A 25,507-nucleotide genomic window follows, 5' to 3' on the forward strand; every position below is an offset into this window, starting at 1 on the left:
TGTCAGTGCGCTCCCATCCGTTCGAGCTTGCGGATGCCGGTGTTGAAAAGGGCCAGCACGGCGACGGTGAAGAGCAACCCGACCAGCGACAGCGATGCGGCCAGCGGGAAGTTGAACGACGCGAAGCCGACCTGGTAGACCAGCGTCGAGATCGTCTGCACCTGCCCGCCGCCGATCATCTGCGGTGTCGCGAAGGCCGAGAAGGTCCAGGCGAAGGCGGTGGAGGTTGCGGCGACGATGCCGGGGATCGAAAGCGGCAGGGTGACAGTCAGGAAGACCTGCACCCGTCCGGCGCCCAGCGAGGTGGCGGCGCGCTCGAGATTGCGGTCGATGTGCGAGAGTGCGGCGGCCAGCATCACCACCACGATCGGCAGGGTGAAATGAACCAGCGCGATGACCACGCCGGGCACCGTGAACATGAACGAGACCGGCCGGTCGATGATGCCCAGCTGCATCAGCGTGGCATTCACGAAGCCCCGGTTGCCAAGCACGATCATCCACGAATAGGTGCGGACGATCTCTCCTAGGAAGAGCGGCGTGAGCGAGATCAGCAGGATCGCGCTGCGCAGTCCGGCGCTCCTGGCGCGGACCATGGCGTAGGCCAGCGGGTAGCCGATCAGGAGCGTGAACAGCGCGGTCCAGACGCACAGCATGACCGTGTTCAGGAAGGCCTGACCGTAGACCAGTTTCCACAGCGTGGTGAAGTTTTCCAGCGTGAAGCCGCCGGGTTCGAGAGAGCCGGGCACGTGCGCGCGCAGGCTGTATTGCACGATGGCAAGAAACGAGGCCGCGATTCCGAATGCGATGAGGATCGACGGCGAGGCAAACCAGCCAAGAAAGGGGCGTTTCGACATGCGGGGCGTCTGCTCCTGTGGAAGGATGTCCCGGCAGCGCTGCGGCTGCCGGGACGGATCGGGCTCGGGGCGCGCGCAATCGCGGCCGCGCCGGTGGCGATCAGTTGCCCGCGATCATGTTCTCCGAGAACCACTTGCGCCATTCGGCGGTCTTCTCGGCGCGCAGCTCGTGCGGGATGATGAGGGTCTGGGTTTCCCACTGCTCGGGCGTAGTGAAGATGCCGGGCAGCTCGGCGAGCTCCTCGGGAAGCACGACGTTCGAGACCACCGGGCTGCCCTTCTTGATCTCGGCGATCTGCGCCTGGACTTCGGGGTCGAGGGCGGCGTTGATGAACTTGTAGGCGAGGTCTTCCTTCTCGGTGCCGGCGGTGATGCCCATCGTGTCGACACCCAGAACCGCGCCCTCCTTGGGGATCGCCAGCTGCACGTCGAGTCCTTCCGACTGCATGTGGTAGGCGTTCATCGACAGCATGATCTGGACCGGGGTCTCGCCCGTCGACAGCAGCTGCTGCGAGTTTGCGTCGTTGGTGTAGAACGCCTTGAAGTTCGGCTTGAGCGCCAGCAGCTTGTCGGTCGCATCCTGCCAGTTCTCGATGTCGACGCCCTCGAGCTTGGCAGCGACCGAGATGATGTGCGACGGGTCGAAATCGGGTGCCGCGATCATGCCTTCGAGCTCGGGCGACCACAGGTCTTCCCAGCTGTCGAAACTGATGCCGTCGGGCAGAAGCTCGGGCAGGTAGCCGATGGTGTAGACATAGGCCCAGGCACCGATATGCGACGGGCTGATCTTGGCCTGCTCCACGAGGTTCACGGCATTCGGGATGCGCGACATGTCAAGTTCCTCGAAGAGGCCGTCATTGCGATAGAGCCAGCCGATGTGCGAGGTGGTGAAGGTGACGTCGCTTTCCGGGGCGTCCCGGTTCAGCATCGCCTGGTTCAGACGGTCGATAGTGCCGCCGGTGATGAATTCGACCTCGACGCCGGTTTCCTCGGTGAACTTCTTGGCGATGGTCTGGTCGATCAGGTCACGGAAGCTGCCGCCCCAGCTGCTGACAACCAGGGTCTCGGCAAAGGCGGCGGGCGCGAGCAAGCTCAGCGCGGCGGCGGACAGAAGGAGTCGTTTCATGATGGCTTTCCTGTTGGGTTGGGAAATCGAATGGCGGTGCTCTGATGGCATGCCGGGTTATTGGCCGGATCGAGATGATCCGGCGGCTTTTCCGGCCCGCGCCTTTGACGCGGGCAAGAAAGAGTGGTGATCCGTCTCGCGGGACTGGCCCGCTTCTCTTCGCGGCGCGGCCGCAAGGTTACGTGCTTGGGCTGACCGGGCCCTTTGTCTGTGCTGGAGCCGGTCTCCTGCCGGTCGGCTCGTTTCTCATCCCCAAGGCTGCCCGAAGACCGCACGAGGCAATAATTGCTAATTTCAACTTCCTGATAAGGCTCCACCAAATGAACATCGCAAATATCTGTTTTTACACGGATATTATCGGATTCCCCGGCGCCTTGCCGAAGCGTGAAATCGGCATTTTCCGCACTGCCTAATATCCGCGCACCCTCGAGACGGTGTTGACCAATTCCTCGCCATTCTGCACAGCCCGGATGTTCGCGACGATCTGCGGCGCGGCGCTTTTCGGAAGCGCGACCGAGGCCAGATGCGGGGTGATCAGAACTCCGGGGAGTGTCCAGAGCGGGTGTTCAGGCACCAGCGGTTCGGCGGCGAAGACGTCCAGCGTCGCGCCGGAGAGATGGCCCGAGCGCAGCGCACCGACCAGGGCATCCTCGTCCACCACCTCGCCGCGCGAGAGGTTCACGAAGGCCGCACCCGGCCTCATCGCGGCAAAGGCAGAGGCTCCGATCCGAGCGCGGGTCGCCGGTGTCAGCGGCAACATGCAGACCACGATGTCGGATTGCGCGAGCAAGTGGGGCAGGGCCTCGTCGCCGCAATGCACGGTGACCCCGGGCAGATCCTTCGGCCGGGTTGCCCAGCCATGGGTGTCAAAGCCCTGCCGCGCGATCTCGGTGGCCGCGAGCGCGCCCAGCTCGCCCAGTCCGAGTACGGCGACCGAAATGTCCCCGGCCGCCTTCGGGTGCCTGTAGGCCCATTCGCGACGCGCCTGCGCGGCTTCGAAATGGGGAATCTCTCGGGCATGGCGCAGCACCGCGAAGAGCGCGAAACTGGCCATCATCTTTCCCATCTCCGGGTCCGACAGGCGGGTGATCGGCAGGTCGGGAAGGTCGTTTCGGGCGACCAGCCTGTCGACCCCGGCGCCGAGGTTGATCACCAGTTCGAGATTGGGAAAGCGGTCGAAGAACCCCTCCGGCGGCATCCACACGAGCGCGAAGCGCACCGTCTCGGGATCGGTGACGGCATCCGAGTTCTCGATCCGCACGTCGTCACCCAGAAGCGGGGCAAGCGCGGCGCGCCAGGGCTCGAAAGGATCGGGGCCGCTGTAGAAGACGAGCGTATCGGTCATGCGGGGGACTCGGAGATCAGCTCGCTCATCGCGCTCAGCCCGAGCAGGTAACCGCGCAGTCCCAGCCCCGCGACGACGCCCGTGGCGGCCTTGGAGATGAAGGAGTGATGGCGGAAGGGCTCGCGCTTCCAGATGTTGCTCATGTGGCATTCGATGATCGGACCGTTGAAGGCCAGCAGCGCGTCGAGGATCGCGATCGAGGTGTAGGTCAGACCGGCGGCGTTGATCAGCACCCCGTCGCAGCTTTGCCGCGCCTCCTGGATCCAGTCGATCAGCACGCCCTCGTGGTTCGACTGGCGGAAGTCGAGCGAGAAGCCAAGCTCCTCCGCCCGCGCAAGGCAGGCAGCCTCGATCTGGGGAAAGCTGTCGGCACCATAGGTGCCCGACGCATCGAGCCCATAGAGATTGGCATTTGGTCCGTTCAGGAACATCACGGTTTTCAAGTTCTTGTCCTTCCATCTGCGGGGGGTGCGTCCGCTCGACCTGCCCGGCGCGACGCGGCGCAAGGCCCCGCGCCGGCCGGAGCGCCGCTCCTCGTCGGGCGGCAGGGCGGTCAGGTGTTTTCGTAGGCGTCGTAGTTTCTCTGGACCCCGATGTGGGTCGCGAGATACTTCGCGTCGTACCAGCATCCGTAGATGAACGAGGACGCGCGGTTGGTCAGCTCGGGAAGCCCGAGGAAGTAGATCCCGTTCTGTGCCGAGATGCCGCGCTTGTGGAAGGGTGTGCCGTCGTCGTTGAAGGCGTCGACTTGCAGCCAGCTGAAATCGAACTTGAAGCCGGTGGCCCAGATGATCGTTCCGATATTCTCCTTCGCCAGGTCGACCGCAAGCACGGGATCGGTGACACAGGCGGGATCAGGTTCGATGTTCCACGCCTCGGGTTCCGGCGGCAGGTTGATGCCGTTGCGCGCGACGTAGTCGTCCGCCTCGCGCAGGACGTCGAGATAGGCGCGATCGCCCTCCAGCAGGTTGGCGCGAAGGTCATCGGCGATCGTGATGACGCCGTTGTCACAGGCCGTCGTCATCCCCAGCACGGTGACGCCCATGTTGCCGAGCCGCCGGAAGTCGACCGTGTGACCACCGTCGTAGCCGGAGACGGCGAAGGCCACGTGCTTCTTCTTGGGGGTGGTCTTGATCTCGTCCCACTTGCCGAGCACACCGAGCCACCAGACATAGTCGCGGTTGCGATAGCGGCGCGGAGGGCGGTAGTGCTCGCCGATCGAGAGAAAGACCTCGCGACCGGACCGGCGCAGCTCTTCGGCGATCTGGCATCCGGAGGCGCCGCCGCCCACCACGAGCACCGCCCCCTCGGGCAGGCTTTCGGGGTTCCTGTAGGCGGAGGAGTGCAGTTGCGTCACACCGGCATCTTCGGGGACGATCCGGGGGAAGCTCGGCACCTGGAACGGGCCGGTTGCGGCGACCACGCGCTGCGCCTCGATCTCGCCCTTCGAGGTCGAGACGATGAAGCCCGGCTTGCCTTCGCACTTGCGGACGCGGGTCACCTCGACGCCGGTGCGGACCGGAGCGTCGAACATCCTCGCGTATTCCTCGAAGTACCGCGCCATGCGTTCCTTCGGCGGAAAGGTCTCGGGGGTCACGTCGTCGAACTCGAGGTTCGGGAAACGGTCATGCCAAGCCGGCCCGTTGGCGACAAGCGAGTCCCACCGCTGCGAGCGCCAGCGTTCCGCAATCCTGTCTTTCTCGAGAACGATATGGGGGATGCCCATCTGCACGAGATGCTCGCTCATCGCAATTCCGGCTTGGCCAGCACCGACAATGACCGTGTCGGTCGTTTCGACTGTCATGATATCTTTCCAGTTCCTGTTCTCTTTTACGCCGGCCGGATAGGGTTGACGCCCAACGAGATTTGAATTCGCGGGCCGGAGACTTCTGCCCTGAAGGTGGCGGCGGGTGCGGCGGGAAGGAAAGAAGATAATTTCTTGGTTGAGGTTAGGCAGCGTTGTCGATGCCGGCGCCGGAGTGCTGCGCGAAAGGTCAGCGGCCCTGATGGCATGAGGTAAGCATATATTTTCTAATGAAAAAGATACGAAATCCGGGTGGCTTGACTGGTGCCTCGCGGATGTTTGGCCTCCTCCACCTCTCCAGCGATCAGGTGGGGCGACCGGAGACGTGATTGAATTTTGGGCTTCTTGAAGATGTGCGAAGCGCCAAGAGCAATTCCGAAAATTACGAGGACATTTGTTGCGAAATACAATGGCGAAGTTGGCCGCGAAAACCATTCGATTTGCGGCCAATATATATCACCCCCGCCTTGAGTTTATCCCGCGCGCATTTCCGAAATACTGCGGCGGCCGGTCTGCGCCATCGCGGATTCCAGTTCCTGTGCGAGCATGCCAAAAAGCGCTCCGGGCCCCCTTGGTCCGAGTGCGGCGATCGCATAGAGGAAAGGTCGCCCAAGAAACACGAAATCGGCACCCGCCTCGAGCGCCTTGAGGATGTCCTCGCCGGTCCGCACGCCGCCATCCAGCGCCAGAGGATAGTCCTTCGGCATGATATCGCGGATTTTCCGCAGCGCATCGAGGGGCGCCGGCGCGCCGTCCAGTTGCCGCCCACCATGGCTCGAAATCTGCACCGCGTCGGCACCCGCATCGCGGGCCCGCATGGCGTCTTCCGGATCGAGGACGCCTTTCAGCACCAGCGCTCCGGACCAGCGCTGCCGGATCCGCGAGAATTCCTGCCAGTCGAGACGTCCCGAGCTCTGCCGGGACATCAGCTGCGCGAGGGTCTCGGCCCCGGCCCCGGGGCGGGCGTAATCGGCAAGGTTCGCGAGCAGCGGCATCCCGCTGCGCGCGGTGGCAAGGCTCCAGACCGGGTGCCGCACGAGGTCGGCGAGCAGGCGCGGCGTGTAGGTCAGCGGCAGTCCGAAGCCGTTGCGCAGATCCCGCAGGCGCCTGCCGGGGCGGGCCACATCGGCGGTGACGACCAGGCTCTCGTAGCCCGCAGCTTCGGCCCGAGCGATCAGGTCCTCGGTGATCTCGGTCGAGGCGCCGACATAGAGCTGGAACATCGCGCTCGACGGGGCCGCCTTGCGCATGCTCTCGAGCTTCGCGGTGGCCGGGGTGGCGGTGACGAAGGGGGCGCCTGCCGCCTCGGCCGCCGCGGCAAAGGCACTGTCCGCGCCGGGCCAAACCAGCCCCGGAAGCCCCACCGGCGCGATGCCGAAGGGCAGAGCCCAGTCACGCTTCAGAAACCTGTGAGAGAGGCTTGCCGGGGTCGCGGAATTGATCAGAACCCGCGGTCTGAGGCAGGTCTCGCGGAAAGCCTGACGGCTGCGCGACAGTGCTGTCTCGTCACCGGCGCCGCCATCGAGGTAGTCGAAGACGAAGCGCGGCAGCCGCTTCCGCGCTTTCTCGCGCAGGTCGGAGACGGAGATCGGCTGCGAGGTCATCAGACCTGGTTCCTTTCGGGGCGCGGCATGGCGCAAACGACACTGAGCATCTGACAATCTCCGGGATGGACCGCACTGGCCCGGGCGGCGCCGGGCGTCGGGGGATGTTCACTGAAGCCGGAGGCGCTCGCAATTTGGAAAATCCTTATCAGCGCGAAGACTTCGGATGTTTTCACGGCAATCGCAAAGCTTGGGCGAGAAGGGCACGGGATGACCGATGCAACCTCCCTGAAGGCACCTCGCACTGCGTCAGGTCCGGGCGCGAGAAAGGGAGGTGTGACCGCCTGATCGGACGTACCAAGGCTGGCATGCACACCAAGCTGCATGCCAGCTGCGACAGCAAAGGCCGCCCGATCAGTCTTTTCGTCTCCGCCGGGCAGGTCGGCGAAACCATCGGGGCGCCCGCGTTGCTGAGCAGCCTGCCAGGCGCCAAGTGGCTGCCCGCTGACACGCGCTTTCGCGGGCGCTCCCTTCAGCGTGCGGAGGCTGCCTTCCGCGCCGGGCCTATCCGCAGCATCCAGACGAAGCCGAGCGTCAGCAGGAGCAGCGCGAGGCTGATCGGGCTGGTCACGAAGATGCTGGGATCGCCCTTGGAGACGATCAGCGACCGGCGCAGGAACTCCTCGAAATAGGGGCCTAGGATGACCCCCATCAGCGCCGGGACCACCGGGTAGCCGCAGACCCGCAGCAGCATGGCGAGCACGCCGATGGCCAGCGCCACCCACATCTGGAAGATCGAGAAGGTGGAGGCGTAGACGCCGACCATCGAGATCATCCCGATGAAGGCATAGAGCACGCCCCGGTTGATCCGCGAGAGGCGCAGGTAGAGCGGGCCGAACAGCAGCACCGACACGAAGATCAGCAGCGAGGCGACGAAGAGCGCCGCGAACATCGGCGAGACGACCATGAAATTGTCCGAAAGCAGCGTCGGTCCGGGCACGAGCCCGTGCAGCAGCAGAACGCCGAAGATGATCGCGGTCACCGCGTCGCCGGGGATGCCCATGGTCAGCAGCGGGATGATTGCGCCGCCGCAGACGCCGTTGTTCGCGGCCTCGGAGGCGGAAAGCCCCTCGTAGGACCCCTTGCCGAACTCGTCGGGCTTTTTCGCGCTGCGCTTGGCCTCGGCATAGGCGATGAACGAGGCCATCGAGGCGCCGCCGCCGGGCAGCATGCCGATCAGCACGCCGAGAACCGAGCTCCGGATCATGGCAAAGGCCCCGACCTCGCGGATCCGCGCGCGGCTCGGCAGGAAGTCGCGGCGGCGCGGCGCGGGCAGGTCGGCCACGGCCTGTGCCTGGCTCAGCCGGGCGGGCATCCCCGCCTGCGCGATCAGCTCGCAGACCGCGAAGAGCCCGATCACCGCGGGCAGCAGGTTGACGCCCTCGATCAGGTTGTAGCTGTCGAAATCGAACCGCCCCTCGGGCAGCATCGGATCGATGCCGACCGTTGCGATCATCAGCCCGATCGCCATGGCGGTGGTGGACTTCAGCAGCGAGCCCTGCGAGACGATCGTGACGGTGACGATGGCCAGCAGCACCAGCGAGAACTTGTCCGGCGTCTGGAAGAGCAGCGCGAGGCTGCTCACCGGCTTGGCGAGCGCGATGAGGATGACCACCCCGGTCAGCCCGCCGATGGTCGAGGCAAAGGCGCTCATCCCCAGCGCCTGCGCGCCTTCGCCGCGCTTCATCAGCGCGTGGCCGTCGACCGTGGTGATCGCACCCGACGGCGCGCCGGGGATGTTCAGCGTGATGCCGGTGATCGAGCCCGCGTAGAGCCCGGCCATGTAGATCCCGGCGACCATGACCAGCGCGTCGGCGACATCCATGCTGAAGGTGAAGGGCAGCAAGAGCGCGATCGCCAGCGTCGCCGTCAGGCCGGGAATGGCCCCGAACACCAGCCCGAGAAGGAAGCCGCCGATGAGGTAGAGGAAGGTCACCGGATGCAACAGCATGAGGAAACCGTCGACGATTTGTGCGGTCATCTCAGAACTCCCAGAGCGGCAGGTAGAGGTCGAAGAGCTGGACGAAGAAGAGCCAGCCGAAGAGGGTGACGCAGAGCCCGGTCACGACGCCGATCAGCGCCGCGCGGCGAAGCTGGCCGCTCTCTTCGTAGTTGAAGTAGCCGGCGATCAGCGCGGTGTAGACAAAGGCCGCCGGCAGGTAGCCGACGTAGAGAAAGCCGATGACGAAGCTTGCGGTCAGGGCGATGGCGAGGACCGGGCCCAAGAGGCCGACCTGCGGGACGTGCTCCGAGCCTTCGGCGGCGGCCAGCGCGGCGGCGGCGGGCTTGCGCAGTTCGGCGCCGAGAATGCAGAGCACCGCGACATAGACGAAGACGCACAGCAGCGCAGGCAGGAAGGACGGGCCCGGCTCGCCCGAGGCGAAGGGGCGGCTCATCTGCAGGATCTGGCTGGCGTAGACGGTGTTCCCGGCCAGCAGCAGCAGCGCAAAGAGGATCTGCCGGGTGGACCGCGGAGAGGCGGAAGTGGACATCGAGGGGTTCCTTTGTCCCGCGCCGCGGCGCAGGGCGCGCGCCGCGCGGAACCGGAGCCGCGCAGCGGTGCGTCGAAACGGAAAATTGGGGCCCGCGACTGCGGGCCCCCAGGGGGGGAGTTACTTGCTCAGCAGGCCGGCCTCGACCAGCTCGTCGGTCAGGGCAAAGGCCTTTTCCTGCGATGTCTTGACATAGGCGGTGGCCTCTTCGGCGCCCATCCAGACGGCACCCATGCCGGTGTCCGCGGCGACCTTCTGGAACTCGGGGTTGTCGAAGACCTTCGCGAAGGCCGCCTCGAGCGTGGCGCGCTGCTCGGCGTCCACCTCGGCCTGGGTGGCGAGCAGGCGGAAGCCGCCCCAGACCACGTCATAGCCACTTTCCTTGAAGGTCGGCACATCCGCGAACTCTTCCGAGCGCTCATCCGCCATCACCGCCAGAACACGGGCCTGACCGGACTGGATCGCGGCATAGGCGGCCGAGATGCTGGTCGAGGCGGCATCGGTCTCGCCGGACAGCAACCCTTCCACCTGCGGACCGGAGCCCTTGGGGTAGGGGATGTGCTGCACGTCGATCTCGGCCTGCTTGGCGAAATCGAGCGCCGGCAGGTGCCAGACACCGCCGAGGCCGACGTTGGAGATCTTCAGCGTTCCGGGGGCCGCCTTGGCCGCCGCGACGAACTCGTCGAGCGTGGTGAAGGGCGCGTCGGCGCGCACGATGATCGCCGTCGGGTGCACGGTCACGGCGCCGAGATAGGCGAGCTGCTCGGTGTCATAGCCCGGCACAAGCTCGTTGTAGGGCACGGTGATGACGCTGTCCCAGGTGAGCGAGCCGATGGTGTAGCCGTCGGGACGCGACTTCATCAGGCGCAGCGTGCCGACGCCGCTCTGCGCGCCGGTGATGTTCTGGGTGTTGACGCCGACGCCGAGCGGCTCCTCGGCGAAGCTGAGGAAGCTGCGCATCACGGTGTCGGTGCCGCCGCCGGCGCTCCAGGGCATGATGTGCATGATGTCCTTGCTCGGGTACTCGGCCGCCTGGGCAGGGCCGTGCAGCGCGGCCGTCAGGGTCGCGGCCGCGGCGAAGAGCTTCGTCACATCCAGTAGTTTCATGGGGAGTCTCCTGTTGGGGGGATGGCAGTCCGGTCTTGTGGCTTTGGGGCTGTGTGCCGGATCAGTAGAAGTAGGGGAGCTTCTTTTCCTTCGCGGCCTCGATCCACGGCGGAACGAAGGGCACGATCTTGTCCTGCGAGGGCACGCGCATCTCGATGAAGCTGGCGCCGGGATGGGCGATGGCCTCGGCCAGCGTGGCCTCGATCTGGTCCTCGGAGGTGATGCGCGCGGTCCGGAAGCCGAAGCCCTCGGCGACCTTCACGTAGTCCACCGCGCCGAAGTCGGTGGTCCAGGGCGCGTCGACATCGTCGAGCAGGATCGCCTCGCCGCGGATCCAGCCGTAGTTGTCGTTGCGGGTCAGGATCACGGTGATGTTCTTGCCGCTGCGCTTGATGGTCTCGAAATCGCCGAGCACGAAGGCCAGCGAGCCGTCACCGGTGAACGAGATCACCGGCCCGTCATTGGCAAAGGCCGCGCCGATGCCTGCGGGCACCGAATAGCCGAGCGCGCCCATCGAGTAGTTGGTGATGTAGCGCCGCCCGGCCTCGCGCACCGACAGCAGCGCCGAGGGGTAGATCGCCGCGACACCCGGCTCGGCGGTGACGATGGCGTTCGGCGGCAGCAGCCTGTCGAGCGCCTGCGTCAGCTTGACCGGCGAGACCGTGCCCTCGGGCATCTCGATGTTGGAGTTGAACACGGCGTCGAGCGCGGTGCGCTTCATCTCGGTCAGGTCGAGCGTCGGGCGCGAGAGGTCCGGGTGCTCGGCCCGGATGATCTCGGCCATGTACTCGAGCGTCGCGCGGGCGTCGCCGACCATGCCGACCTTCAGCGGGTAGTTGTTGCCGACATGCGCCTCGGCCATGTCGAGCTGCAGGAAGGTCGTCTCGGCCGGGTCGCCGTAGAGTTTCCAGTGGTTGGTGCCGCTCGAGTCGGTGTTGGAGCCGACGAAGAAGACGCAGTCGGCGTCCTTCACGTAGGCATTCGAGTAGTCCATGCCGCCGCGCGCGCCGATCACCCGCAGGGCCAGCGGATGGGTCTCGGGGATCGTGCCCTTGCCGGGAGTGGTGGTGCCGACGGGGATCTGCAGCAGCTCGGCCAGCGCCAGAACCGCCTCGCCGGCGCGCGAGATCAGCGCGCCCTGTCCGCAGACGATCGCCGGCTTCTTCGCCGCCAGCAGCGCGTCGATCGCCTTGCGGATCTTGCCGTGGTCGGCGACCGGGCGGTGCGCCGGGTAGCGGCTGTAGTCGCTGTCGGCATAGAGATCGGCGATCTCGGCCTCGTCGTGGAAGACGTTGATCGGCACGCGGATGTGCACCGGCGCGGGACGGCCCGAGGTGGCGACGCGGAAGGCCCGGCGCAGCAGGAAGGGGATGTCCTTCACGTTGGTGAGGTAGAAGGATTCCTTGCAGATGCTCTCGTACATCGCGGTCTGGTCGACCCCGGTCAGCCCGTGCTTCTTGTCCTGGTTCACCGGGATGTCCGAGCTGAAGAAGATCACCGGCACCGAGGAGAGGAAGGCCTCGGTGATGCCGGGGGTGCAATGGGTGACACCGGGGCTCGGAGCCTCCAGCACCGCGGGGCGGCCGGTGATCTTGGCATAGGCCTCGGCGGCGTAGGAGGCGGTGCGCTCGTCGCGGGTCAGCACGTATTCGATGTCGGAGCTGCTCTGCCATTCCTTGTACCAGCCGATCGTCGTCTCGCCCGGAAGCCCGAAGACATGGCTCACCCCATGCAGTTCCAGCATCCTCAGGATGACCTGCGCCCCGTTCATCACTTCGCCCACAACACTCTCCAAGTTTGGCATTCAAGCCGGTGTTCTTGTCTGTATACAGCATAGCACGCAGGTCGGAGTGCAAATCAATTGGTTTTTTTCGCGCCGGCTGCTAAGATCGTGTCGAAGCTCAAGGTTCAGGAATAACCACTTGGAAAGCCATCAGAAAAACAGTGGGTCAGTTGAACGCGCCTATGCGCTTCTCAAGGAGATGGCGGCCAGCTACGAGTTCAAACCCGATTCGAGACTGAACGAGACGGAACTGGCGAAACGTCTCGAAACCAGCCGCACGCCGCTGCGCGAGGCGCTGAACAGGCTGGTCGCCGAGGGCTTCCTGACATTCCGCAGCGGGCAGGGCTTCTTCTGCCGCTCGCTGACCTCGGCAGAGATCATGGACCTCTACGAGGCGCGCGCGGCGATCGAATGCGAGGCGACGCGGCTGGCCGCGCTGCGCGCCGACCCCAGGGACGTCGAGGGCCTCGAGACCTACCTTTCCAGCGCAGACGCCACGTACCAGCCCGGCAATTCGCCGGTGGAACTGGTGCAACTCGACGAGGACTTCCACATCCGCCTCGCCGCGCTCTCGGGAAACTCCGAGATGGTGCGGATGCTCGAGAACATCTACGGCCGGATCCGCTTTATCCGCCTGATCGACCTCAAGACGCTCTCGGAGAAGACGGGGCCGGAATATGTCACCACGGAGCCGCACAAGCGCATCCTGCAGGCGGTGAAGCGCCGCGATCCCGAGGCCGCGCAGGCCGAGATGCGGCGCCACATCGAGCGCCGGCTGGAAGCGGTCACCGAGAACGTCCGCAACGCCTTCGCGCAGCTCTACACCGTGTGACCGCGCGGCCCGCGGCGGTCAGAGCGGATCAAATACCCAGATGCCCGCCCCCAGCGCGGCACCGAAGGGCAGCGCAAGCGACGCGCCGAGCCGGCGCGCGCCGGGCCGGTCCGACAGCAAGGCGGGATCCGGCATCGAAAGACGCAGGCCGACAAATGCCGAGCGTCCGGGATCGACCGCCGCCCCCACCAGCGCCTCGGCCTCCGCCTCGGGCAGGATCTCCAGCGCGCCGCGGTCGAGCGCGATGCGGAACCCCGCGCCGAAGGCCTGCGCGGGACGGCCAAGGCAGCGGGCAAAGCGGGCGGCCGTCTCTGCGGGATCGGGCGCCGACACGAGGATCGCCTTCAGCGCACGGGCGCCGTTTGCGTGCCCGGTCCAGCGCGGCTGCCACAGCGCCGCGGGAGTGTGGTGGACGAGGAACTGCACCCGGCCCTCGGGCATGGTGCCCGCAGCGAGCCGCGCGACAGAGAAGGCCGCGGTTTCCGTCCCGGTTTCGGTGGCCACCTCCCGCTCGAAATGCACGACCGGGCGCATCTCGATCCCCGCCGCTTGCAGGTCCGCGTGGCGGGCACCGGCATCGGCAACGGCAAAGGCCGCAAGGTGCAGCCCGGCGCGATGCTCGAGCGCGGCGAGGAACTCGAGGCCGATCGGCGTGTCGGCGGTATGCACGAGAAACTCCAGATAGCCCTCGGGCAGCATGACGCAGATGTTGCCAGTGCCCGTCAGCGACGGCGCGCCGGTCACGGGATCGGGCTGCACCTGCGCCGAATAGGGTGTGACCGTGAACCCTAGCGCCTCGAGCTCGGCGCGCGCCGCCTCCGCATCGACCACGAAGTGCCCCGAGTGATCAAGGTGGATCGGGTCGGTGGTTGCGGGCAGGTCCTGGGGCATGGGGTGTCTCCGGTGCTTGGGTTGGGGGGCGCGCGGCCCCTGTCTCATGCACGCTGCCGCCACGGAACGCAAATTCCCGATCCCCGAACGGCGATGGCATGCCGCGAAGCGCGACGTTCCGTGTCCCTGCCGCCGCGATGCGCCTCTCGCACCGCTTTCGAGGCCCCGGATGAAGGAGATCAGCGAGAGAGTGAATGCGACACCCCGGAAGTGCCTAGGATGACGCACGCCAACGGAAGCGTTCCGAGAAGGAATGGTGAAACCGAGGTAGCGGATCCTGTCGCACCCCCCCCTTGAGGTCATGGCTTCTTGGAAGGGGGCTGGAGCCCGGACAACGCGAAGCGCCGCGGTTGCCCTAGCGTCCGCCGCAGCCCGTCTTCAAGGGTGCATGACGCTCAATCTTAGACCGGTATCGTGGCCGAAGGGAGCATGCCCCCTCCCTCTTCGTCCACGATACCGGGACAAGGCGCGGCGGAAGTCGTCAGGGCGCGGTACAGGCGAAGTTTTCCGCCTTGGCGGGGTCGCCCGTGCCGCTGTAGCGCGGATAGGCGGGGTATTCACAGACCGGGATGCTGCGCGGCCCGCTGGGGTCTTCGAAGGCATATGTGAGGTCTTCGGGCGGGCGTCCTTTCTCGACCCAATCCGAAATCGCCGTGAACCAGTCCACCCCGCGCATGTCGCCCGCCCCGTTGTGGTTGGACCCGGCCACGGTGAAGAACATCGCGCCATCGCGTGGGGTTTCCATCCCCAGGGCGCGGACGAGCTCGAGCAGTTCAGCGTGCTTTGCCGCATGGGCATTGGGTGACAGCAGCCCGTCGCTGTTGCCGTGCCACGACAAGAGCTTGCCGCCCCCCGCCACGTATTGCGCCACGCCGATCAGGTCATGGTCGGTGCCGCTGCGCAACATTGCCAGCGACAGCGGCGCGGAATTGCGGTCGGGATCGAAGTCGCGCGGGTAGTCCGGGGTGAGCCAGCCGGCATCCCCGGTCGCGATCAGCGCGAAGCCGGAGGCCAGCTGGTTGTATCGCGGTCCGTAACTGCTGAGGTCGGCCCAGTTGTACCCCTTGTACACGACCCGCCCGTCAAGCTCGACGTCGGAGAGGAGGGCATCGAGAGTGGCCACTTGTTCGGGGTTGAGGCAGAGATTGCCGGGGCTCGTGCCGCAGGCCAGTTCGGCGGGCCGGAACTCGCAGGCCCGGGGATTGGCGATGATGCCATCGCGAAGCCCGTCCCCCTCGTCACAGGCCGCGACCGCGGCCTGATACGCAGCGCCGTATTGCTCGGGGCTGAGTTGGCCGGGCGTGCCATCGAATCGGCCGATGTTCAACCAGGCCAGGGTCTGACCCGCCATGTCGATCGTCTCACACCCGGCGACGATGCCATCATATTCCGCCGGCCAGCGCTGCGCAGCGATATAGGCATTGCGCCCGCCATTGGAGCAGCCGTTGAAATAGCTGTGCTCGGGGCGTTTTCCCTGCACTGCCGCGATGGCCTCCTTGGCGAAGAAGATCGTCGTTCCGGTGGCGCGGTAGGCGTAATCAATCGCGGAGTCCCGCGCCTGCGGGCTGTCCCCGGCCCAGACCTGGGGGGCTGCCTCGCCCTCGACCTTGGCGCGGTTGCCTCCGTTCGAGGCCACGTAGGCCACACCGCGATCCGCCACCAGCGGCAGCAGGCCGGTCACTTCCCCGCTGTCGCTACGCGACAGCGCAGAGCGGATGGTTCCGTCGAAGCCGCCGCCGCCGCGCTGCAACAGCTGCCCCGACCAGGCTTTCGGGATCACCAGTTCGATATCGAGGAAGGGGGCGCGGCTTCCGGCCACAACGCAGAAGGACTTGCCTTCAAGCGCGACCGTCTCCGCGCTGGTCACCGTCACGCCGGAAATGATCTGGTTGGCGGTCGCGCTGCAGGACGTCGCGAAATCATCCGGCTCCGAGGTCTGTGACCAGAGCGGATTGCCGATGACAAGGAAAGGAAGCGCCGCCACTAACCGCGTGCATTTCAACATGAATCATCTCCTCCAGAGATTCTGTTTACGTTGCGGCAAGAAATAACCGACCGGTCGGTTAATGCAACGTCAGACTTTGGCATCCGGGGTCTTGATGCGGTTTCCTCACAGGGTGTCGAGGTCGGCATGAGTTCAACGCTGCGACCGCCGCCACGGCGCGTTCCAGGTGCCTCATTCGGCGTAAGGATCGATTGTCGCCGCCGCAAGGTCTTGCACGAGCCTGGCGGTGCCAGGAGGCAGCACCTCCCGGAGAGGGGGCGCAGGCCGAACACCACCCCGTCTGAGCCTATGTGACCAAGGGACTCGAAGACTTCGCTCCGCCGCACTTTGACACGTCGCATGAAACCATTCGGGTTCGGCGACGGCGTAATGGCGCAGGTGGCGCGGTGCCTCGGGATCGACTACCGATAGGCAGCCACCAGCACGGAAACAGGGCAATGACTCAACTCACTACCAGAAGCGAAACTCCCATATCGCGAATGGGCTACGGGGCCATGCAATTCGGCCGGACTGTGGACGAGGACGGCGCCCGCGAAATGTTCCGGGCCTGTACCGATGTCGGGATCAACATCTTCGATACCGCCTTCAGCTACGAGAAAGGCGAGTCCGAGCGTATCCTGGGCAAGCTGGTCTCTCCCTTCGAAGGCGAGGTGATCGTCGCGACAAAGGCGCCGAACGATCGGCCAGCGTCGGCGGACAATCTGCGCGACGCCTTTGCGCAAAGCCGCCAACGGCTGGGTCTGGCCTGCATCGATATCTACTATCTGCACCGGTTCGACCCCGTGACGCCCCTGGAGGAGACCTTTGGAACCCTCGCCGAGATGCAGTCGCGGGGGGAAATCCGGCACATCGGGGTCTCGAATTTCGCGGCCTGGCAGATCATGAAGGCGCAGGCGGTCTGCGCGAAATTCGGCACCCGGATCGAGGTCTGCCAACCGATGTACAATCTCGTCAAGCGTCAGGTCGAGGTGGAAATCCTGCCTGCATGCAACGACCAGGGCATCGCGGTCTGCGCGTACTCGCCATTGGGGGGCGGTTTGCTGACGGGAAAATACGCAGAGGGCGCGCGCGGGCGTCTTTCCGAAGATCCCACCTACGCGTCGCGCTACGGCCAGCCGTGGATGCACGAGGCGGCCCGCGGGCTGAGCGCCTTGGCGCAAAGCCGCAACGTGCCTGCAGCAACGCTTGCCGTGGCATGGGGCGCGCGCAATCCGGGGATCACGTCAATGCTGATATCCGCGCGCAATACCGCTCAATTGCAGCCTTCTCTCGACGCGCTGAACCTTGTCTTGCCGGATGATCTCTATGCCGAGATTTCCGCGCTCAGCCCCGAACCGCCGCCGGCAACTGATCGGTCGGAAAGGAACTGATCGCGGCACTGGGCCACTGAGACCCGGTTTGTCCGGGCCGTCACGGGCGAAACCGGCATTCAGCACCGGTCGCCTATCGATCCTGCGCCGCTTGGCCGAGGGTGGTCGCGTGTCGATCCGCTGGAACCCGGCTCAGTCTCCCGGGACCGACCTGCCCGCTCCACCGCGGAAGTCAGGCGAACCCCGGAAGACTGAAACCTCTGGCCCAAAGCGGAAGCGCAAGCGTCGCGACGAGCGCCTCGAGCGGTCGCCGCTTCAGTCCGACAGCGGATCGGGCCGTCGGCGCATGGCGATGCCGAAGGAGAAGAGCAGCATCAGCGCTGTGAAGCCGTAGATCACCAGCGCGATCGGGCTCCGCAGCAGGATGCCGAAGTCTCCGCCCGAGATCGACAGCGCGCGGCGCAGGTTGTTCTCCATGTCCGCGCCGAGCAGCAATCCCAGCACCACCGGCACCAGCGATATCTCGATCTTGCGCAGCGCGTAGCCGAGCAGGCCGAAGCCGATCATCACGAAGAGATCGAAGCTGGAATGGCTGATCGAGTAGATCCCGATGAAGCTGACCATGACCACGATCGGCATCAGCAGCCACTGCGGCAGCGACAGCAGCCGGGTGAAGATGCCCACCATCGGCACGTTGAGCAGCAAGAGCACGAGGTTGGCGAGATAGAGCGCCGCGATCAGCCCCCAGACCAGATCCGGCTGACGCTCGAAGAGCAGCGGGCCGGGCTGGATGTTGAGCGAGACGAGCAGCGCCAGCATCACCGCCGTGGTGCCCGAGCCGGGCACGCCCAGCGTCAGCATCGGGATGAGCGCACCGCCCGAGGCGGCGTTGTTGCCCGCCTCCGGCGCCGCGATGCCACGCGGATCGCCGGTGCCGAAGGTGCCCTCCTTGTCGCTGATCTGCTTTTCGGTGCTGTAGGACACGAAGGCGCCGAGCGAGGCGCCCGCGCCCGGCAGCACGCCGCAGATGAAGCCGATGACCGAGCCGCGCAGCGCCGCCGGGAAGCCCTCGAAGACCTCGCGCAACCGGGGCAGGGCGCGGCCGAGCTTGGCGGCTCCCGCGCCAGAGGTGGCGTGGCTCTCGAAATACATGATGATCTCGCTTACCGCGAAGAGCCCGACGATGGCCACGATCGGATCGAACCCGTCGTAGAGGTGGTAGGACCCGAAGGTGAACCGCGCCGTGCCGGTGGCGGGATCGAGCCCGACGCTGGCCAGCAGCAACCCGAGCACCGCCGCGAGCAGCGTCTTGAACGGGTTCACCCCGGTCACCCCGCCGATCGTGGCGAAGGCCATGACGTAGAGCGCGAAGTAATCCGCCGGGCCGAAGTGGATCGCCGCCTTGGCGAGCAGCGGGGCAAAGAATGTCAGGCCGAGCGTGGCGAAGGTCGCCCCGGTGAAGGAGGCCACCGCCGATATGCCGAGCGCCTTGGCGGCGTGGCCCTTGCGGGCCATGGGATAGCCGTCGAGCGTCGTCATGATGGCCGGCTCGTCGCCGGGGATGTTGAGCATGATCGAGCTGATCCGCCCGCCGTACATGCAGCCGTAGTAGATGCAGGACAGCATGATGAGCGCCGAGCCCGGCTCGAGCTTCATCGCGAAGGCGACGGGGATCAGGATCGCCACGCCGTTCACCGGGCCGAGCCCGGGCAGCGCGCCGATCAGCGTGCCGGCAAAGCAGCCGAAGACCGCCAGCGCGAGGTTGAGCGGCGTCACGGCGACGGCGAACCCGCCGATGAGTGAGGTCAGGATGTCCATGGGGTCTCGCTAGCCGAGGATCGCGGGGGCGAAGGGCAGGGGCAGCCCGAGCACCCTGTCGAAGATCACGAAGAGGGACAGGCCCACGGCAAGCCCGGTGATGCCGGCCTTCAGCGGGCGCGCGCCGAAGAGCAGCGCGAGGCAGGCGGTCCCGAGCGTGGTCGAGAGCGGGAAGCCGAGCGGCTCGAGCAGCAGCACATAGCCCGCCAGCACCGCCACCGTGGCGATCTGCCGGGTCAGCGCCGGCCGGGACTGCGCGGCCGGGTTGGGATCGGGGCGCAGGATCAGCCCGAGGCTGAGGATGGCCGCCAGTGCGGCGACCATCTGCGGGAACACGGCGGGTCCCAGGGGATCCCCGAAACCCGCCTCGTATCCGCGTGCGACCCAGAAGGCCGAGACCGAGATCATGAAGACCACGGTCCCGACGATGCGGTCGATCATTTGATGACCCCGATGCTGCGCGAGATCTCTTCCATCTGCTTGGCCTGGTCCGCGACATAGGCCTCGAACTCGTCGCCACCGCGCCAGACGGTGATCAGGCCGTTGCCCTCGGCGGCGTCCTTCCACTCCTGGGTGTCGAAGAGCGATTTCAGCTCGTCCACCCAGGCCTGGTAGTCCTCGTCCGAGACATCGCCGCCGGTGTAGAAGCCGCGCCAGTTGTAGCCGGTCACGTCATAGCCCTGATCCTTGGCGGTGGGGGCGTCGGGGAAGGCCGGGATCGGCTCGTCCGACAGCGCCGCGAGGATCTTGATGTCGCCCGACTCCACGAAGCCGGCGATCTCGCCGAGGTCGGTCGACACCGCGCCGACCTGGCCGCCGAGCATCTGGGTCACGGCGGGGCTGCCGCCGTCGAACTGCACCCAGCGGATCGCCTTGTAGTCGTCGCCGGGCATGCCCGCGGCGTCGGCCAGCATCAGCAGGCGGATGTGGTCCCAGCCACCGGCACCCGAGGAGCCCGCCACCGGAACCGAGGTCGGATCGGCCTTCAGCGCGTTGAGCAGGTCGCCGATGGTCTCGTACTCGGAATCCGCCGGGACGGTGATCACGCCCACGTCGGTGCCGAGCATGCCGACCCAGCGCATCACGTCGACGCCGCCCGGGTACTTGCCCTGCGCGATCTGTGTCACGCCCACGGTCGAAGTGGCGACCAGCAGGTCGCCCTCGGAGGCGCGCTTGCCCGCCACGTTGGCGAAGGCCACCGCGCCGACGCCGCCGGGCATGTTGGTCACCTGGACGGCGCTGTCCTCGAGCCCGAGCTCGGTCAGCAGGCGGCCGACGGTGCGGCAGGTGAAGTCCCAGCCGCCGCCCGGGTCCGCGGGCGCGATGCATTCGGCCGCGCTTGCGGCGGTGGCGGTCAGCCCCGTGGCGAGGATCGCCGCGGTGACGAGGTTGCGCGTATAGGACATGGTTCCTCCCTTTCGTCCTTCGGCCCGTCGGGCCATTTTCGTCGGGGTCTCCCTCCCCGGATCGTCTCAGTGCGTGTCGTCGCGGTCCCGGTTGTGGTCCCGCTTGTGATCGACGACGCCGCGCGTGCCGAGAAACCGGCGCGCGCTCTCCACGGCCGCGAGGATCTGGTCGCGCACCTCGCGGGTGTGCAGCCGGACCTTGCGGGCCGCCTCGTCCGCGTCGCCGGCGGCGACGAGGTCGAGAATTTCGGTATGTTCCTGCCAGGCGGTCTCGCGCTGCGCCGCGTCGCTGGCCAGGAGCCAGCGCAGCCGCAGCGCGCGGCCCACCGCGGCGCGCACGGCGTCGCGCAGGAAGGGGTTGCCCGAGAGCGCCGCCAGCTCGACATGCACGTCGAGCCCCGAGGCGAGCCAGTCCTCGACGCGGAAATCGGTGCGGCCGCGGTCGATGGTGCGGCGCAGCGCCGCGAGGTCCTCGGGCCGCGCGCGCCGGCAGGCAAGCCGCACGGCGGTGTCTTCCAGCTCTTCGCGGAATTCGAAGAGGTCGCGGATCTCCTGCAGGTCGATGGGCGCGATCACGTAGCCGCCACGCGGGTCGCGGTCGACCAGCCCCTCGGCGATCAGCGCCGCCAGCGCCGCGCGGATCGGCGTGCGCGACATGCCGTAGCGCTCCTGCAGGCTGCGTTCCGAGACGGGTTCACCGGGCGCAAAGGCCATCGACAGGATGTCCCTGCGGATATCCTGGAGCGCGCGTTCCGCCTGCGGCAATGCCGCGTTTTCCGCCGCCTCGTCGGTGCTCATGGTCTGCATTGACCCTCCCTGCATCGGTGGTATACCACCTCGGTAGACCACATCAACAGCTTTTGGAGGAGGGCTCATGACGCAGGTCACGCTGGAGGGATTCCCCGAGAGAGTGCGCATCGTGGATGTCGGCCCCCGCGACGGGCTGCAGGCCTGGCCGGCGCCGGTGCGCACGGATGTGAAGATCGAGATGATCAACGGGCTGATCGCGGCGGGCGTGCCGCAGCTCGAGGTGACCTCCTTCGTCGCGCCGCGCGCCGTGCCCAACATGGCCGATGCCGCCGAGGTCATGGCCGCCATCGACCGCAGCCGCGGCGCCGAGCTGACCGCGCTGGTGCCCAACGCCCGCGGCGCCGCCCGCGCCATCGAGGCCGGAGTGGACGCGATGGTGGTGTTCCTCTCGGCCTCCGAGAGCCACAACCAGGCCAACGTGAACTGCGCCCGCGACGTCTCGCTCGCCGCCGCCGCCGAGATCGCGCGGATGGGGCAGGAGGCGGGAGTCGCGGTCTACGGCGCCATCGCCACCGCCTTCGGCTGCCCCTTCGAGGGCGACGTGCCGGTGGCGGACATCCTGCACGTGGCCAGGGCCTACGCGGACAACGGCATCACCAGGATCACGCTCGGTGACACCACCGGCATGGCGACGCCGCGGCTGGTGCAGGAGCGCTGCCGCGCGCTTGCGGCCGAGCTGCCCGAGGCCGATGTCGCGCTGCATTTCCACAACACCCGCGGGGTGGGGCTCGCCTGCGCCTATGCCGGGCTGCTCGAGGGCATCACCCGCTACGAGGCCAGCGTCGCCGGGATCGGCGGCTGCCCCTTCGCGCCCGGCGCGACCGGCAACGCCTGCACCGAGGATCTGGTCTACATGCTGCATGAAAGCGGGGTCGAGACCGGCATCGATCTCGACGCGCTCATCGCCGTCGCGCAGCGCACCGAGGCGGCGCTGGGGCAGAAGCTGCCGGGGCAGGTGATGAAGGCCGGGCCGCGCCTGCGCCAGTACGGGCGCGACGAGGTCCGTTCGTCGAGCGGGAGCCGCGCATGAGCCCTGCCGAGCTGAAGCCGCCGCTCGACGGCATCCGCGTCATCGACCTCACGCGCGTGCTCTCGGGGCCGTTCTGCTCGATGCTGCTCGGCGACATGGGCGCCGAGGTGATCAAGATCGAGAGCCCCGGCGGCGATCCGGTGCGCGGGCAGGGCCACCACAAGAACGGCTTTTCCTGGTATTTCGCGGGGTTCAACCGCAACAAGAAATCCGTGGTGCTCGATCTCTACTCGGACGAGGGGCGCGACGCGCTGGCGCAGCTGCTCGAGACCGCCGACGTGCTGGTCGAGAACTTCCGCCCCGGCGTGCTGGCGCGCATGGGTTTCCCGCCGGAGCGGCTCGACGAGATCAACCCGCGCCTCGTGGTGGCCAGCGTCAACGGCTTCGGCTCGACCGGGCCCTACACCGACCGCCCCGCCTTCGACTTCATCGCGCAGGCGATGAGCGGGTTCATGAGCGTCAACGGCCCCGAGGGCACGCCGCCGCTGCGCGCCGCGCAGCCGGTGACCGACCTCGTCGCCGGGCTCTACACCGCCTTCGGCATCGTCTCGGCGCTGCACGGGCGCAACCGCGACGGGGAGGGGCAGGCGGTCGAGACCTCGATGGTCAACGGCGTGCTGAGCATGATGGCCTATCTCGCCTCCGAGCATTTCGTCACCGGCGAGAACCCGCAGCGCACCGGCAACGACCACCCGCTGGTGGCGCCCTACGGGCTTTACGACACCGCCGACGGGCAGATCGCCATCGCCGCCTCGAACGACCAGGTGCTGGGCCGGCTGCTGGCCGAGATCGGCCTGCCGGATCTGCTGTCCGACCCGCGGTTCGACAGCAATGACAAGCGCTTCGCCCGCCGCGAGGAGTTGCACGGCATCCTCGACGCGGCGCTGGCGCATGACACGCGCGAGAACTGGATCGCGCGCCTCAACCGGGCGGGTGTGCCGACCGGCAAGATCCAGACGCTGAAGGAGGTCTTCGCCGACCCGCAGATCCAGGCGCAGGAGATGGCGATCGACGTGCCGCATGGCGACGACCGCGGCATGGTGCGGATGCTGGGCTTCCCGGTGAAGCTGAGCCGCACCCCCTGCGAGGCCCGGCTGCCCGCGCCCCGGCTCGGCGAGCACACCGAGGAGGTGCTGGCGGCGCTGCGCGCGCACCAGGGCTAGCTCAGGACCTCGGAAACGGCTCCCGGCGCGCCGCGACCGGCACTGTTCATCAGGATGTCGATCCCGCCGAACGTGCTGACCGGCGCTTCGATTATCGCTTCCACCGAGACGCTGTCCCGGACATCGACCTCGATGGCACTGGCGGAGTTTCCGATTTGGTCCGCGATGCCCCTGGCCTTCGTTGCGTCACGGTCGGCGACAACCACCTGGCCAAGCCGAAGCGCGGCACCTCGGCCGGGATCACCCCGAAAGCGCTCCGCATCGACCGGATGGCGGCGGATGCGGAGGCTCAACGCCACGCGGCGTGCGGGAAGTTGCGTTTTCGCGATTGGTAATGCCCATCACAACGGACCGTTGTGGCTCGATGTGGAGACCTTTGCGGACGCTGGACTGATCACCCTGTCTGTCGTGAACAGCGCAACCTATGTTGTTCCTTTTAGCGCGCGGAAGCCTGTCTACGGGACGAAGCCCATGGCATTCGCGGTACCGCGTGCCGACGGCTCGGTACTGATGTTCGATCAGGCGACCGCGGCAATGGCAAATGGCGAAGTGCGCATAGCCGCGAAGGAGGGTCGGCAATTGCCCGAAGGCGTCGGACTTGACGCGCAGGGCCAGCCAACTCGCGATCCTCTGAAAGTCCTGGATGGAGGTGCACTCCTGCCGTTCGGTGGTCACAAGGGGTCTCAGATTGCAATGATGATCGACTTGCTGGCGGGGGCGCTGACCGGCAGCAACTTTTCGCATCAAGTCGACTGGTCAGGATATCCCGGTGCCGAGTCCGCCTACACGGGGCAAACTTTCATCGTGATCGATCCCGCGAAGGCCAATTCAGCCACGCCATTCAGTTCTCGGGTGGAGGAGTTGGTTCGGAAGCTCTCCGAAGCAGGGCAGACACGTCTCCCAGGAGACACCCGAAAGCAGGCACGCGCGCGATCCGAGGCTGAAGGCATCAAGATCGATGCGGAAACATACTCGGAGCTTCTTGCATTGGCCTGACGCAGAAAGAAGCTGGAGCCAGAAATCTGCCTCGTCCCGCATCACCTTGTTGCGTCAGACGCTCTGTAGCTGAGTGGGCCCCCTTATTTCAGATCGAGGCACTGGAAAAGTAATCGCGCGCGCCTTGCGTAATCCGCTACAGCCACCCCACCAGTATCGGTACGAGGAAGCTTGTCAGTACGGCGTTCAGCGCCATTCCGATCCCGGCATAGGCGCCGGCGACAGGGTTCACCTGAAACGCGCGAGCCGTCCCGATGCCATGCGCGGCAACACCAACTGCAAAGCCGCGCGCGCGCCAGTCCTTGATGCCGAGTGCGTCCATCAGCGGCGTGATGGTGATCGCCCCAATGATCCCCGTCAGGATCACAAGCGTGGCTGTCAAAGTTGGCAATCCCCCAAGCGCTTCCGAAATCCCCAGTGCCACCGGGGCCGTTGTGGACTTGGGTGCGAGTGACAGGACAACCACATCCGGCAACCCCAGGAGCTTGGCGATCAGGATCGCCGAGGTGGCAGCGACAACAGATCCGACGAACAATGCGGCAAAGAGCGACGCTTTGAGAAATCTTCAGGCCAGGCGCCGAGCGTCGGCGCGTTGCAAGTCGTCCCCCCGAAAAGGATGTATCCATCGCACGCGTCGCGCTCCAGCAGCTGCAGGCTGAGCTGATCCGGGGCCTTTCCTGCGGCGCCGACCAACCGGAGCTGAATCCCGAGATGTAAACAGGCGTCTGATGCACCGCAGAGGAACTCACCCATTCGGGGTCGGCGATCCTGCGCTCCGGTGGACCGATCAAGATCAGTCCAACGATCGGCACACCGTTCGATGCATGCCGTGATCCGTTGCTGGCGCTCCTCGAGGGCTTTTTGAATTGGCTCTCCAAGCTGAAGACCAATCCATGGAAAAGGGGCTGGCCGAATTTGAGGGAGCCGGCCAGGCCAGGGGTCAGCGGGCCGGGAAGAAGAAGAAGCCCGCTGGGGTGATGGCACCCTGCAAGACGAGTTTCAGGGCGGGGCGGGCGTACCGCCAACCGCCCGATCACCTCTCTGCAGGACTTCCAGAACCTGAAATTGCGGGTCATCCAGGCACCGGCATTTGTGGAGTCGTATCAGGCGCTTGGCGCCCAGCCCACGCCC

General features: G+C 66.5%; 23 protein-coding genes and 3 pseudogenes. 8 read left to right on the forward strand and 18 right to left on the reverse strand.

The window, feature by feature from the left end; all coding sequences use genetic code 11:
* Nucleotides 1-2 precede the first annotated feature (2 nt).
* Nucleotides 3-854 (reverse strand): ABC transporter permease, encoded by an 852-nt coding sequence (locus PVT71_RS26025; RefSeq protein WP_353476111.1) that lies wholly within the window; start codon nucleotides 852-854, stop codon nucleotides 3-5.
* A gap of 100 nt (nucleotides 855-954) precedes the next feature.
* Nucleotides 955-1,980, reverse strand: coding sequence for a polyamine ABC transporter substrate-binding protein (locus tag PVT71_RS26030; RefSeq protein ID WP_353476112.1), 1,026 nt, complete (start codon nucleotides 1,978-1,980; stop codon nucleotides 955-957).
* Between PVT71_RS26030 and PVT71_RS26035 the strand changes: the two genes are divergently transcribed.
* Nucleotides 1,979-2,110: a hypothetical protein gene (locus tag PVT71_RS26035; protein WP_353476113.1), complete on the forward strand. Its 132-nt coding sequence runs from the start codon at nucleotides 1,979-1,981 to the stop codon at nucleotides 2,108-2,110. The genes PVT71_RS26030 and PVT71_RS26035 overlap by 2 nt on opposite strands.
* Nucleotides 2,111-2,389: 279 nt before the next feature.
* On the opposite strand, the gene PVT71_RS26040 is transcribed toward PVT71_RS26035, so the two are convergent.
* The 4 genes from PVT71_RS26040 to PVT71_RS26055 all read right to left on the reverse strand — a co-directional run bounded on the left by PVT71_RS26040 (nucleotide 2,390) and on the right by PVT71_RS26055 (nucleotide 6,769).
* Nucleotides 2,390-3,325, reverse strand: coding sequence for a glyoxylate/hydroxypyruvate reductase A (locus PVT71_RS26040; protein ID WP_353476114.1), 936 nt, complete (start codon nucleotides 3,323-3,325; stop codon nucleotides 2,390-2,392).
* Entirely contained in the window at nucleotides 3,322-3,756 is a 435-nt protein-coding gene (locus PVT71_RS26045; RefSeq protein ID WP_353476280.1) for a type II 3-dehydroquinate dehydratase, read from the reverse strand. Before PVT71_RS26045 ends, PVT71_RS26040 begins: the two co-directional genes overlap by 4 nt.
* A 122-nt stretch (nucleotides 3,757-3,878) precedes the next feature.
* Nucleotides 3,879-5,129 carry an NAD(P)/FAD-dependent oxidoreductase gene (locus PVT71_RS26050; protein WP_353476115.1) on the reverse strand — a complete coding sequence of 417 codons (1,251 nt, stop codon included), beginning with the start codon at nucleotides 5,127-5,129 and terminating at the stop codon, nucleotides 3,879-3,881.
* A 473-nt stretch (nucleotides 5,130-5,602) separates the two neighbouring features.
* On the reverse strand, nucleotides 5,603-6,769 hold the full coding sequence (locus tag PVT71_RS26055; RefSeq protein WP_353476116.1) for an alpha-hydroxy acid oxidase: 1,167 nt from the start codon (nucleotides 6,767-6,769) through the stop codon (nucleotides 5,603-5,605).
* A 174-nt stretch (nucleotides 6,770-6,943) separates the two neighbouring features.
* Between PVT71_RS26055 and PVT71_RS26060 the strand changes: the two are divergent.
* Nucleotides 6,944-7,173, forward strand: a pseudogene (locus PVT71_RS26060) (IS5/IS1182 family transposase); the annotation flags it as partial.
* A gap of 32 nt (nucleotides 7,174-7,205) precedes the next feature.
* Here PVT71_RS26060 and PVT71_RS26065 read toward each other — a convergent pair.
* The 4 genes from PVT71_RS26065 to PVT71_RS26080 form a co-directional block, all read right to left on the reverse strand.
* Nucleotides 7,206-8,714: a tripartite tricarboxylate transporter permease gene (locus PVT71_RS26065; protein ID WP_353476117.1), complete on the reverse strand. Its 1,509-nt coding sequence runs from the start codon at nucleotides 8,712-8,714 to the stop codon at nucleotides 7,206-7,208.
* 1 nt (nucleotide 8,715) lies between these two features.
* The gene (locus PVT71_RS26070; protein WP_353476118.1) at nucleotides 8,716-9,225 is read right to left on the reverse strand and encodes a tripartite tricarboxylate transporter TctB family protein; all 510 of its coding nucleotides are present in this window, start codon (nucleotides 9,223-9,225) and stop codon (nucleotides 8,716-8,718) included.
* Nucleotides 9,226-9,345: 120 nt separating this feature from the next.
* On the reverse strand, nucleotides 9,346-10,332 hold the full coding sequence (locus PVT71_RS26075) for a tripartite tricarboxylate transporter substrate binding protein (RefSeq protein WP_353476119.1): 987 nt from the start codon (nucleotides 10,330-10,332) through the stop codon (nucleotides 9,346-9,348).
* Between the two features lie 61 nt (nucleotides 10,333-10,393).
* Nucleotides 10,394-12,115 (reverse strand): thiamine pyrophosphate-binding protein, encoded by a 1,722-nt coding sequence (locus PVT71_RS26080; protein ID WP_353476120.1) that lies wholly within the window; start codon nucleotides 12,113-12,115, stop codon nucleotides 10,394-10,396.
* 139 nt (nucleotides 12,116-12,254) lie between these two features.
* Between PVT71_RS26080 and PVT71_RS26085 the strand changes: the two genes are divergently transcribed.
* The gene (locus PVT71_RS26085) at nucleotides 12,255-12,947 is read left to right on the forward strand and encodes a GntR family transcriptional regulator (RefSeq protein ID WP_353476121.1); all 693 of its coding nucleotides are present in this window, start codon (nucleotides 12,255-12,257) and stop codon (nucleotides 12,945-12,947) included.
* An 18-nt stretch (nucleotides 12,948-12,965) separates the two neighbouring features.
* On the opposite strand, the gene PVT71_RS26090 is transcribed toward PVT71_RS26085, so the two are convergent.
* Complete coding sequence (locus PVT71_RS26090) at nucleotides 12,966-13,838, reverse strand: VOC family protein (protein ID WP_353476122.1); 873 nt, start codon at nucleotides 13,836-13,838, stop codon at nucleotides 12,966-12,968.
* A 481-nt stretch (nucleotides 13,839-14,319) separates the two neighbouring features.
* Complete coding sequence (locus PVT71_RS26095; RefSeq protein WP_353476123.1) at nucleotides 14,320-15,843, reverse strand: tannase/feruloyl esterase family alpha/beta hydrolase; 1,524 nt, start codon at nucleotides 15,841-15,843, stop codon at nucleotides 14,320-14,322.
* A 437-nt stretch (nucleotides 15,844-16,280) separates the two neighbouring features.
* On the opposite strand from PVT71_RS26095, the gene PVT71_RS26100 reads away from it, so the two are divergent.
* Nucleotides 16,281-17,213 (forward strand): aldo/keto reductase, encoded by a 933-nt coding sequence (locus PVT71_RS26100; protein ID WP_353476124.1) that lies wholly within the window; start codon nucleotides 16,281-16,283, stop codon nucleotides 17,211-17,213.
* Nucleotides 17,214-17,468: 255 nt separating this feature from the next.
* Here PVT71_RS26100 and PVT71_RS26105 read toward each other — a convergent pair whose 3' ends face one another.
* From PVT71_RS26105 to PVT71_RS26120, 4 genes are all read right to left on the reverse strand, one after another.
* Nucleotides 17,469-18,971, reverse strand: a complete 1,503-nt coding sequence (locus PVT71_RS26105) for a tripartite tricarboxylate transporter permease (RefSeq protein WP_353476125.1) — start codon at nucleotides 18,969-18,971, stop codon at nucleotides 17,469-17,471.
* Nucleotides 18,972-18,980: 9 nt separating this feature from the next.
* Nucleotides 18,981-19,412, reverse strand: coding sequence for a tripartite tricarboxylate transporter TctB family protein (locus tag PVT71_RS26110; RefSeq protein WP_353476126.1), 432 nt, complete (start codon nucleotides 19,410-19,412; stop codon nucleotides 18,981-18,983).
* Nucleotides 19,409-20,377 carry a tripartite tricarboxylate transporter substrate-binding protein gene (locus PVT71_RS26115; RefSeq protein WP_353476127.1) on the reverse strand — a complete coding sequence of 323 codons (969 nt, stop codon included), beginning with the start codon at nucleotides 20,375-20,377 and terminating at the stop codon, nucleotides 19,409-19,411. The genes PVT71_RS26110 and PVT71_RS26115 overlap by 4 nt, the downstream gene beginning before the upstream one ends.
* Before the next feature lie 66 nt (nucleotides 20,378-20,443).
* Entirely contained in the window at nucleotides 20,444-21,184 is a 741-nt protein-coding gene (locus PVT71_RS26120; protein ID WP_353476128.1) for a GntR family transcriptional regulator, read from the reverse strand.
* 67 nt (nucleotides 21,185-21,251) lie between these two features.
* Here PVT71_RS26120 and PVT71_RS26125 point away from each other — a divergent pair, with 67 nt between their 5' ends.
* Both PVT71_RS26125 and PVT71_RS26130 read left to right on the forward strand, forming a co-directional pair.
* Entirely contained in the window at nucleotides 21,252-22,217 is a 966-nt protein-coding gene (locus tag PVT71_RS26125) for a hydroxymethylglutaryl-CoA lyase (protein ID WP_353476129.1), read from the forward strand.
* A complete protein-coding gene (locus PVT71_RS26130) occupies nucleotides 22,214-23,380 on the forward strand; it encodes a CoA transferase (protein ID WP_353476130.1) in 1,167 nt (388 codons plus the stop codon). The genes PVT71_RS26125 and PVT71_RS26130 overlap by 4 nt, the downstream gene beginning before the upstream one ends.
* Here PVT71_RS26130 and PVT71_RS26135 read toward each other — a convergent pair.
* Nucleotides 23,377-23,673 (reverse strand): SDR family NAD(P)-dependent oxidoreductase, encoded by a 297-nt coding sequence (locus PVT71_RS26135; protein ID WP_353476131.1) that lies wholly within the window; start codon nucleotides 23,671-23,673, stop codon nucleotides 23,377-23,379. The genes PVT71_RS26130 and PVT71_RS26135 overlap by 4 nt on opposite strands.
* Here PVT71_RS26135 and PVT71_RS26140 point away from each other — a divergent pair.
* Entirely contained in the window at nucleotides 23,660-24,376 is a 717-nt protein-coding gene (locus tag PVT71_RS26140) for an Ldh family oxidoreductase (protein ID WP_353476132.1), read from the forward strand. The two genes, PVT71_RS26135 and PVT71_RS26140, sit on opposite strands and share 14 nt — an antisense overlap.
* Before the next feature lie 136 nt (nucleotides 24,377-24,512).
* Here PVT71_RS26140 and PVT71_RS26145 read toward each other — a convergent pair.
* Nucleotides 24,513-24,923 (reverse strand): annotated as a pseudogene (locus PVT71_RS26145) (LrgB family protein); the annotation flags it as partial.
* 482 nt (nucleotides 24,924-25,405) lie between these two features.
* Between PVT71_RS26145 and PVT71_RS26150 the strand changes: the two are divergent.
* A pseudogene (locus PVT71_RS26150) lies at nucleotides 25,406-25,495 on the forward strand (hypothetical protein); the annotation flags it as partial.
* Nucleotides 25,496-25,507: the final 12 nt, after the last annotated feature.

Source organism: Salipiger sp. H15, from assembly GCF_040409955.1.
In the GTDB taxonomy this organism is placed as follows: Bacteria; Pseudomonadota; Alphaproteobacteria; order Rhodobacterales; family Rhodobacteraceae; genus Salipiger.

What these genes read in the sequence shown, in the direction of transcription:
- PVT71_RS26025 (WP_353476111.1), bottom strand. Translation starts at nt 854, where the DNA reads ATGTCGAAACGCCCCTTTCTTGGCTGGTTTGCCTCGCCGTCGATCCTC.
- PVT71_RS26035 (WP_353476113.1), top strand. Translation starts at nt 1,979, where the DNA reads ATGATGGCTTTCCTGTTGGGTTGGGAAATCGAATGGCGGTGCTCTGAT.
- PVT71_RS26030 (WP_353476112.1), bottom strand. Translation starts at nt 1,980, where the DNA reads ATGAAACGACTCCTTCTGTCCGCCGCCGCGCTGAGCTTGCTCGCGCCC.
- PVT71_RS26040 (WP_353476114.1), bottom strand. Translation starts at nt 3,325, where the DNA reads ATGACCGATACGCTCGTCTTCTACAGCGGCCCCGATCCTTTCGAGCCC.
- PVT71_RS26045 (WP_353476280.1), bottom strand. Translation starts at nt 3,756, where the DNA reads ATGTTCCTGAACGGACCAAATGCCAATCTCTATGGGCTCGATGCGTCG.
- PVT71_RS26050 (WP_353476115.1), bottom strand. Translation starts at nt 5,129, where the DNA reads ATGACAGTCGAAACGACCGACACGGTCATTGTCGGTGCTGGCCAAGCC.
- PVT71_RS26065 (WP_353476117.1), bottom strand. Translation starts at nt 8,714, where the DNA reads ATGACCGCACAAATCGTCGACGGTTTCCTCATGCTGTTGCATCCGGTG.
- PVT71_RS26070 (WP_353476118.1), bottom strand. Translation starts at nt 9,225, where the DNA reads ATGTCCACTTCCGCCTCTCCGCGGTCCACCCGGCAGATCCTCTTTGCG.
- PVT71_RS26075 (WP_353476119.1), bottom strand. Translation starts at nt 10,332, where the DNA reads ATGAAACTACTGGATGTGACGAAGCTCTTCGCCGCGGCCGCGACCCTG.
- PVT71_RS26090 (WP_353476122.1), bottom strand. Translation starts at nt 13,838, where the DNA reads ATGCCCCAGGACCTGCCCGCAACCACCGACCCGATCCACCTTGATCAC.
- PVT71_RS26095 (WP_353476123.1), bottom strand. Translation starts at nt 15,843, where the DNA reads ATGTTGAAATGCACGCGGTTAGTGGCGGCGCTTCCTTTCCTTGTCATC.
- PVT71_RS26100 (WP_353476124.1), top strand. Translation starts at nt 16,281, where the DNA reads ATGACTCAACTCACTACCAGAAGCGAAACTCCCATATCGCGAATGGGC.
- PVT71_RS26105 (WP_353476125.1), bottom strand. Translation starts at nt 18,971, where the DNA reads ATGGACATCCTGACCTCACTCATCGGCGGGTTCGCCGTCGCCGTGACG.
- PVT71_RS26110 (WP_353476126.1), bottom strand. Translation starts at nt 19,412, where the DNA reads ATGATCGACCGCATCGTCGGGACCGTGGTCTTCATGATCTCGGTCTCG.
- PVT71_RS26115 (WP_353476127.1), bottom strand. Translation starts at nt 20,377, where the DNA reads ATGTCCTATACGCGCAACCTCGTCACCGCGGCGATCCTCGCCACGGGG.
- PVT71_RS26120 (WP_353476128.1), bottom strand. Translation starts at nt 21,184, where the DNA reads ATGCAGACCATGAGCACCGACGAGGCGGCGGAAAACGCGGCATTGCCG.
- PVT71_RS26125 (WP_353476129.1), top strand. Translation starts at nt 21,252, where the DNA reads ATGACGCAGGTCACGCTGGAGGGATTCCCCGAGAGAGTGCGCATCGTG.
- PVT71_RS26130 (WP_353476130.1), top strand. Translation starts at nt 22,214, where the DNA reads ATGAGCCCTGCCGAGCTGAAGCCGCCGCTCGACGGCATCCGCGTCATC.
- PVT71_RS26140 (WP_353476132.1), top strand. Translation starts at nt 23,660, where the DNA reads ATGCGGAGGCTCAACGCCACGCGGCGTGCGGGAAGTTGCGTTTTCGCG.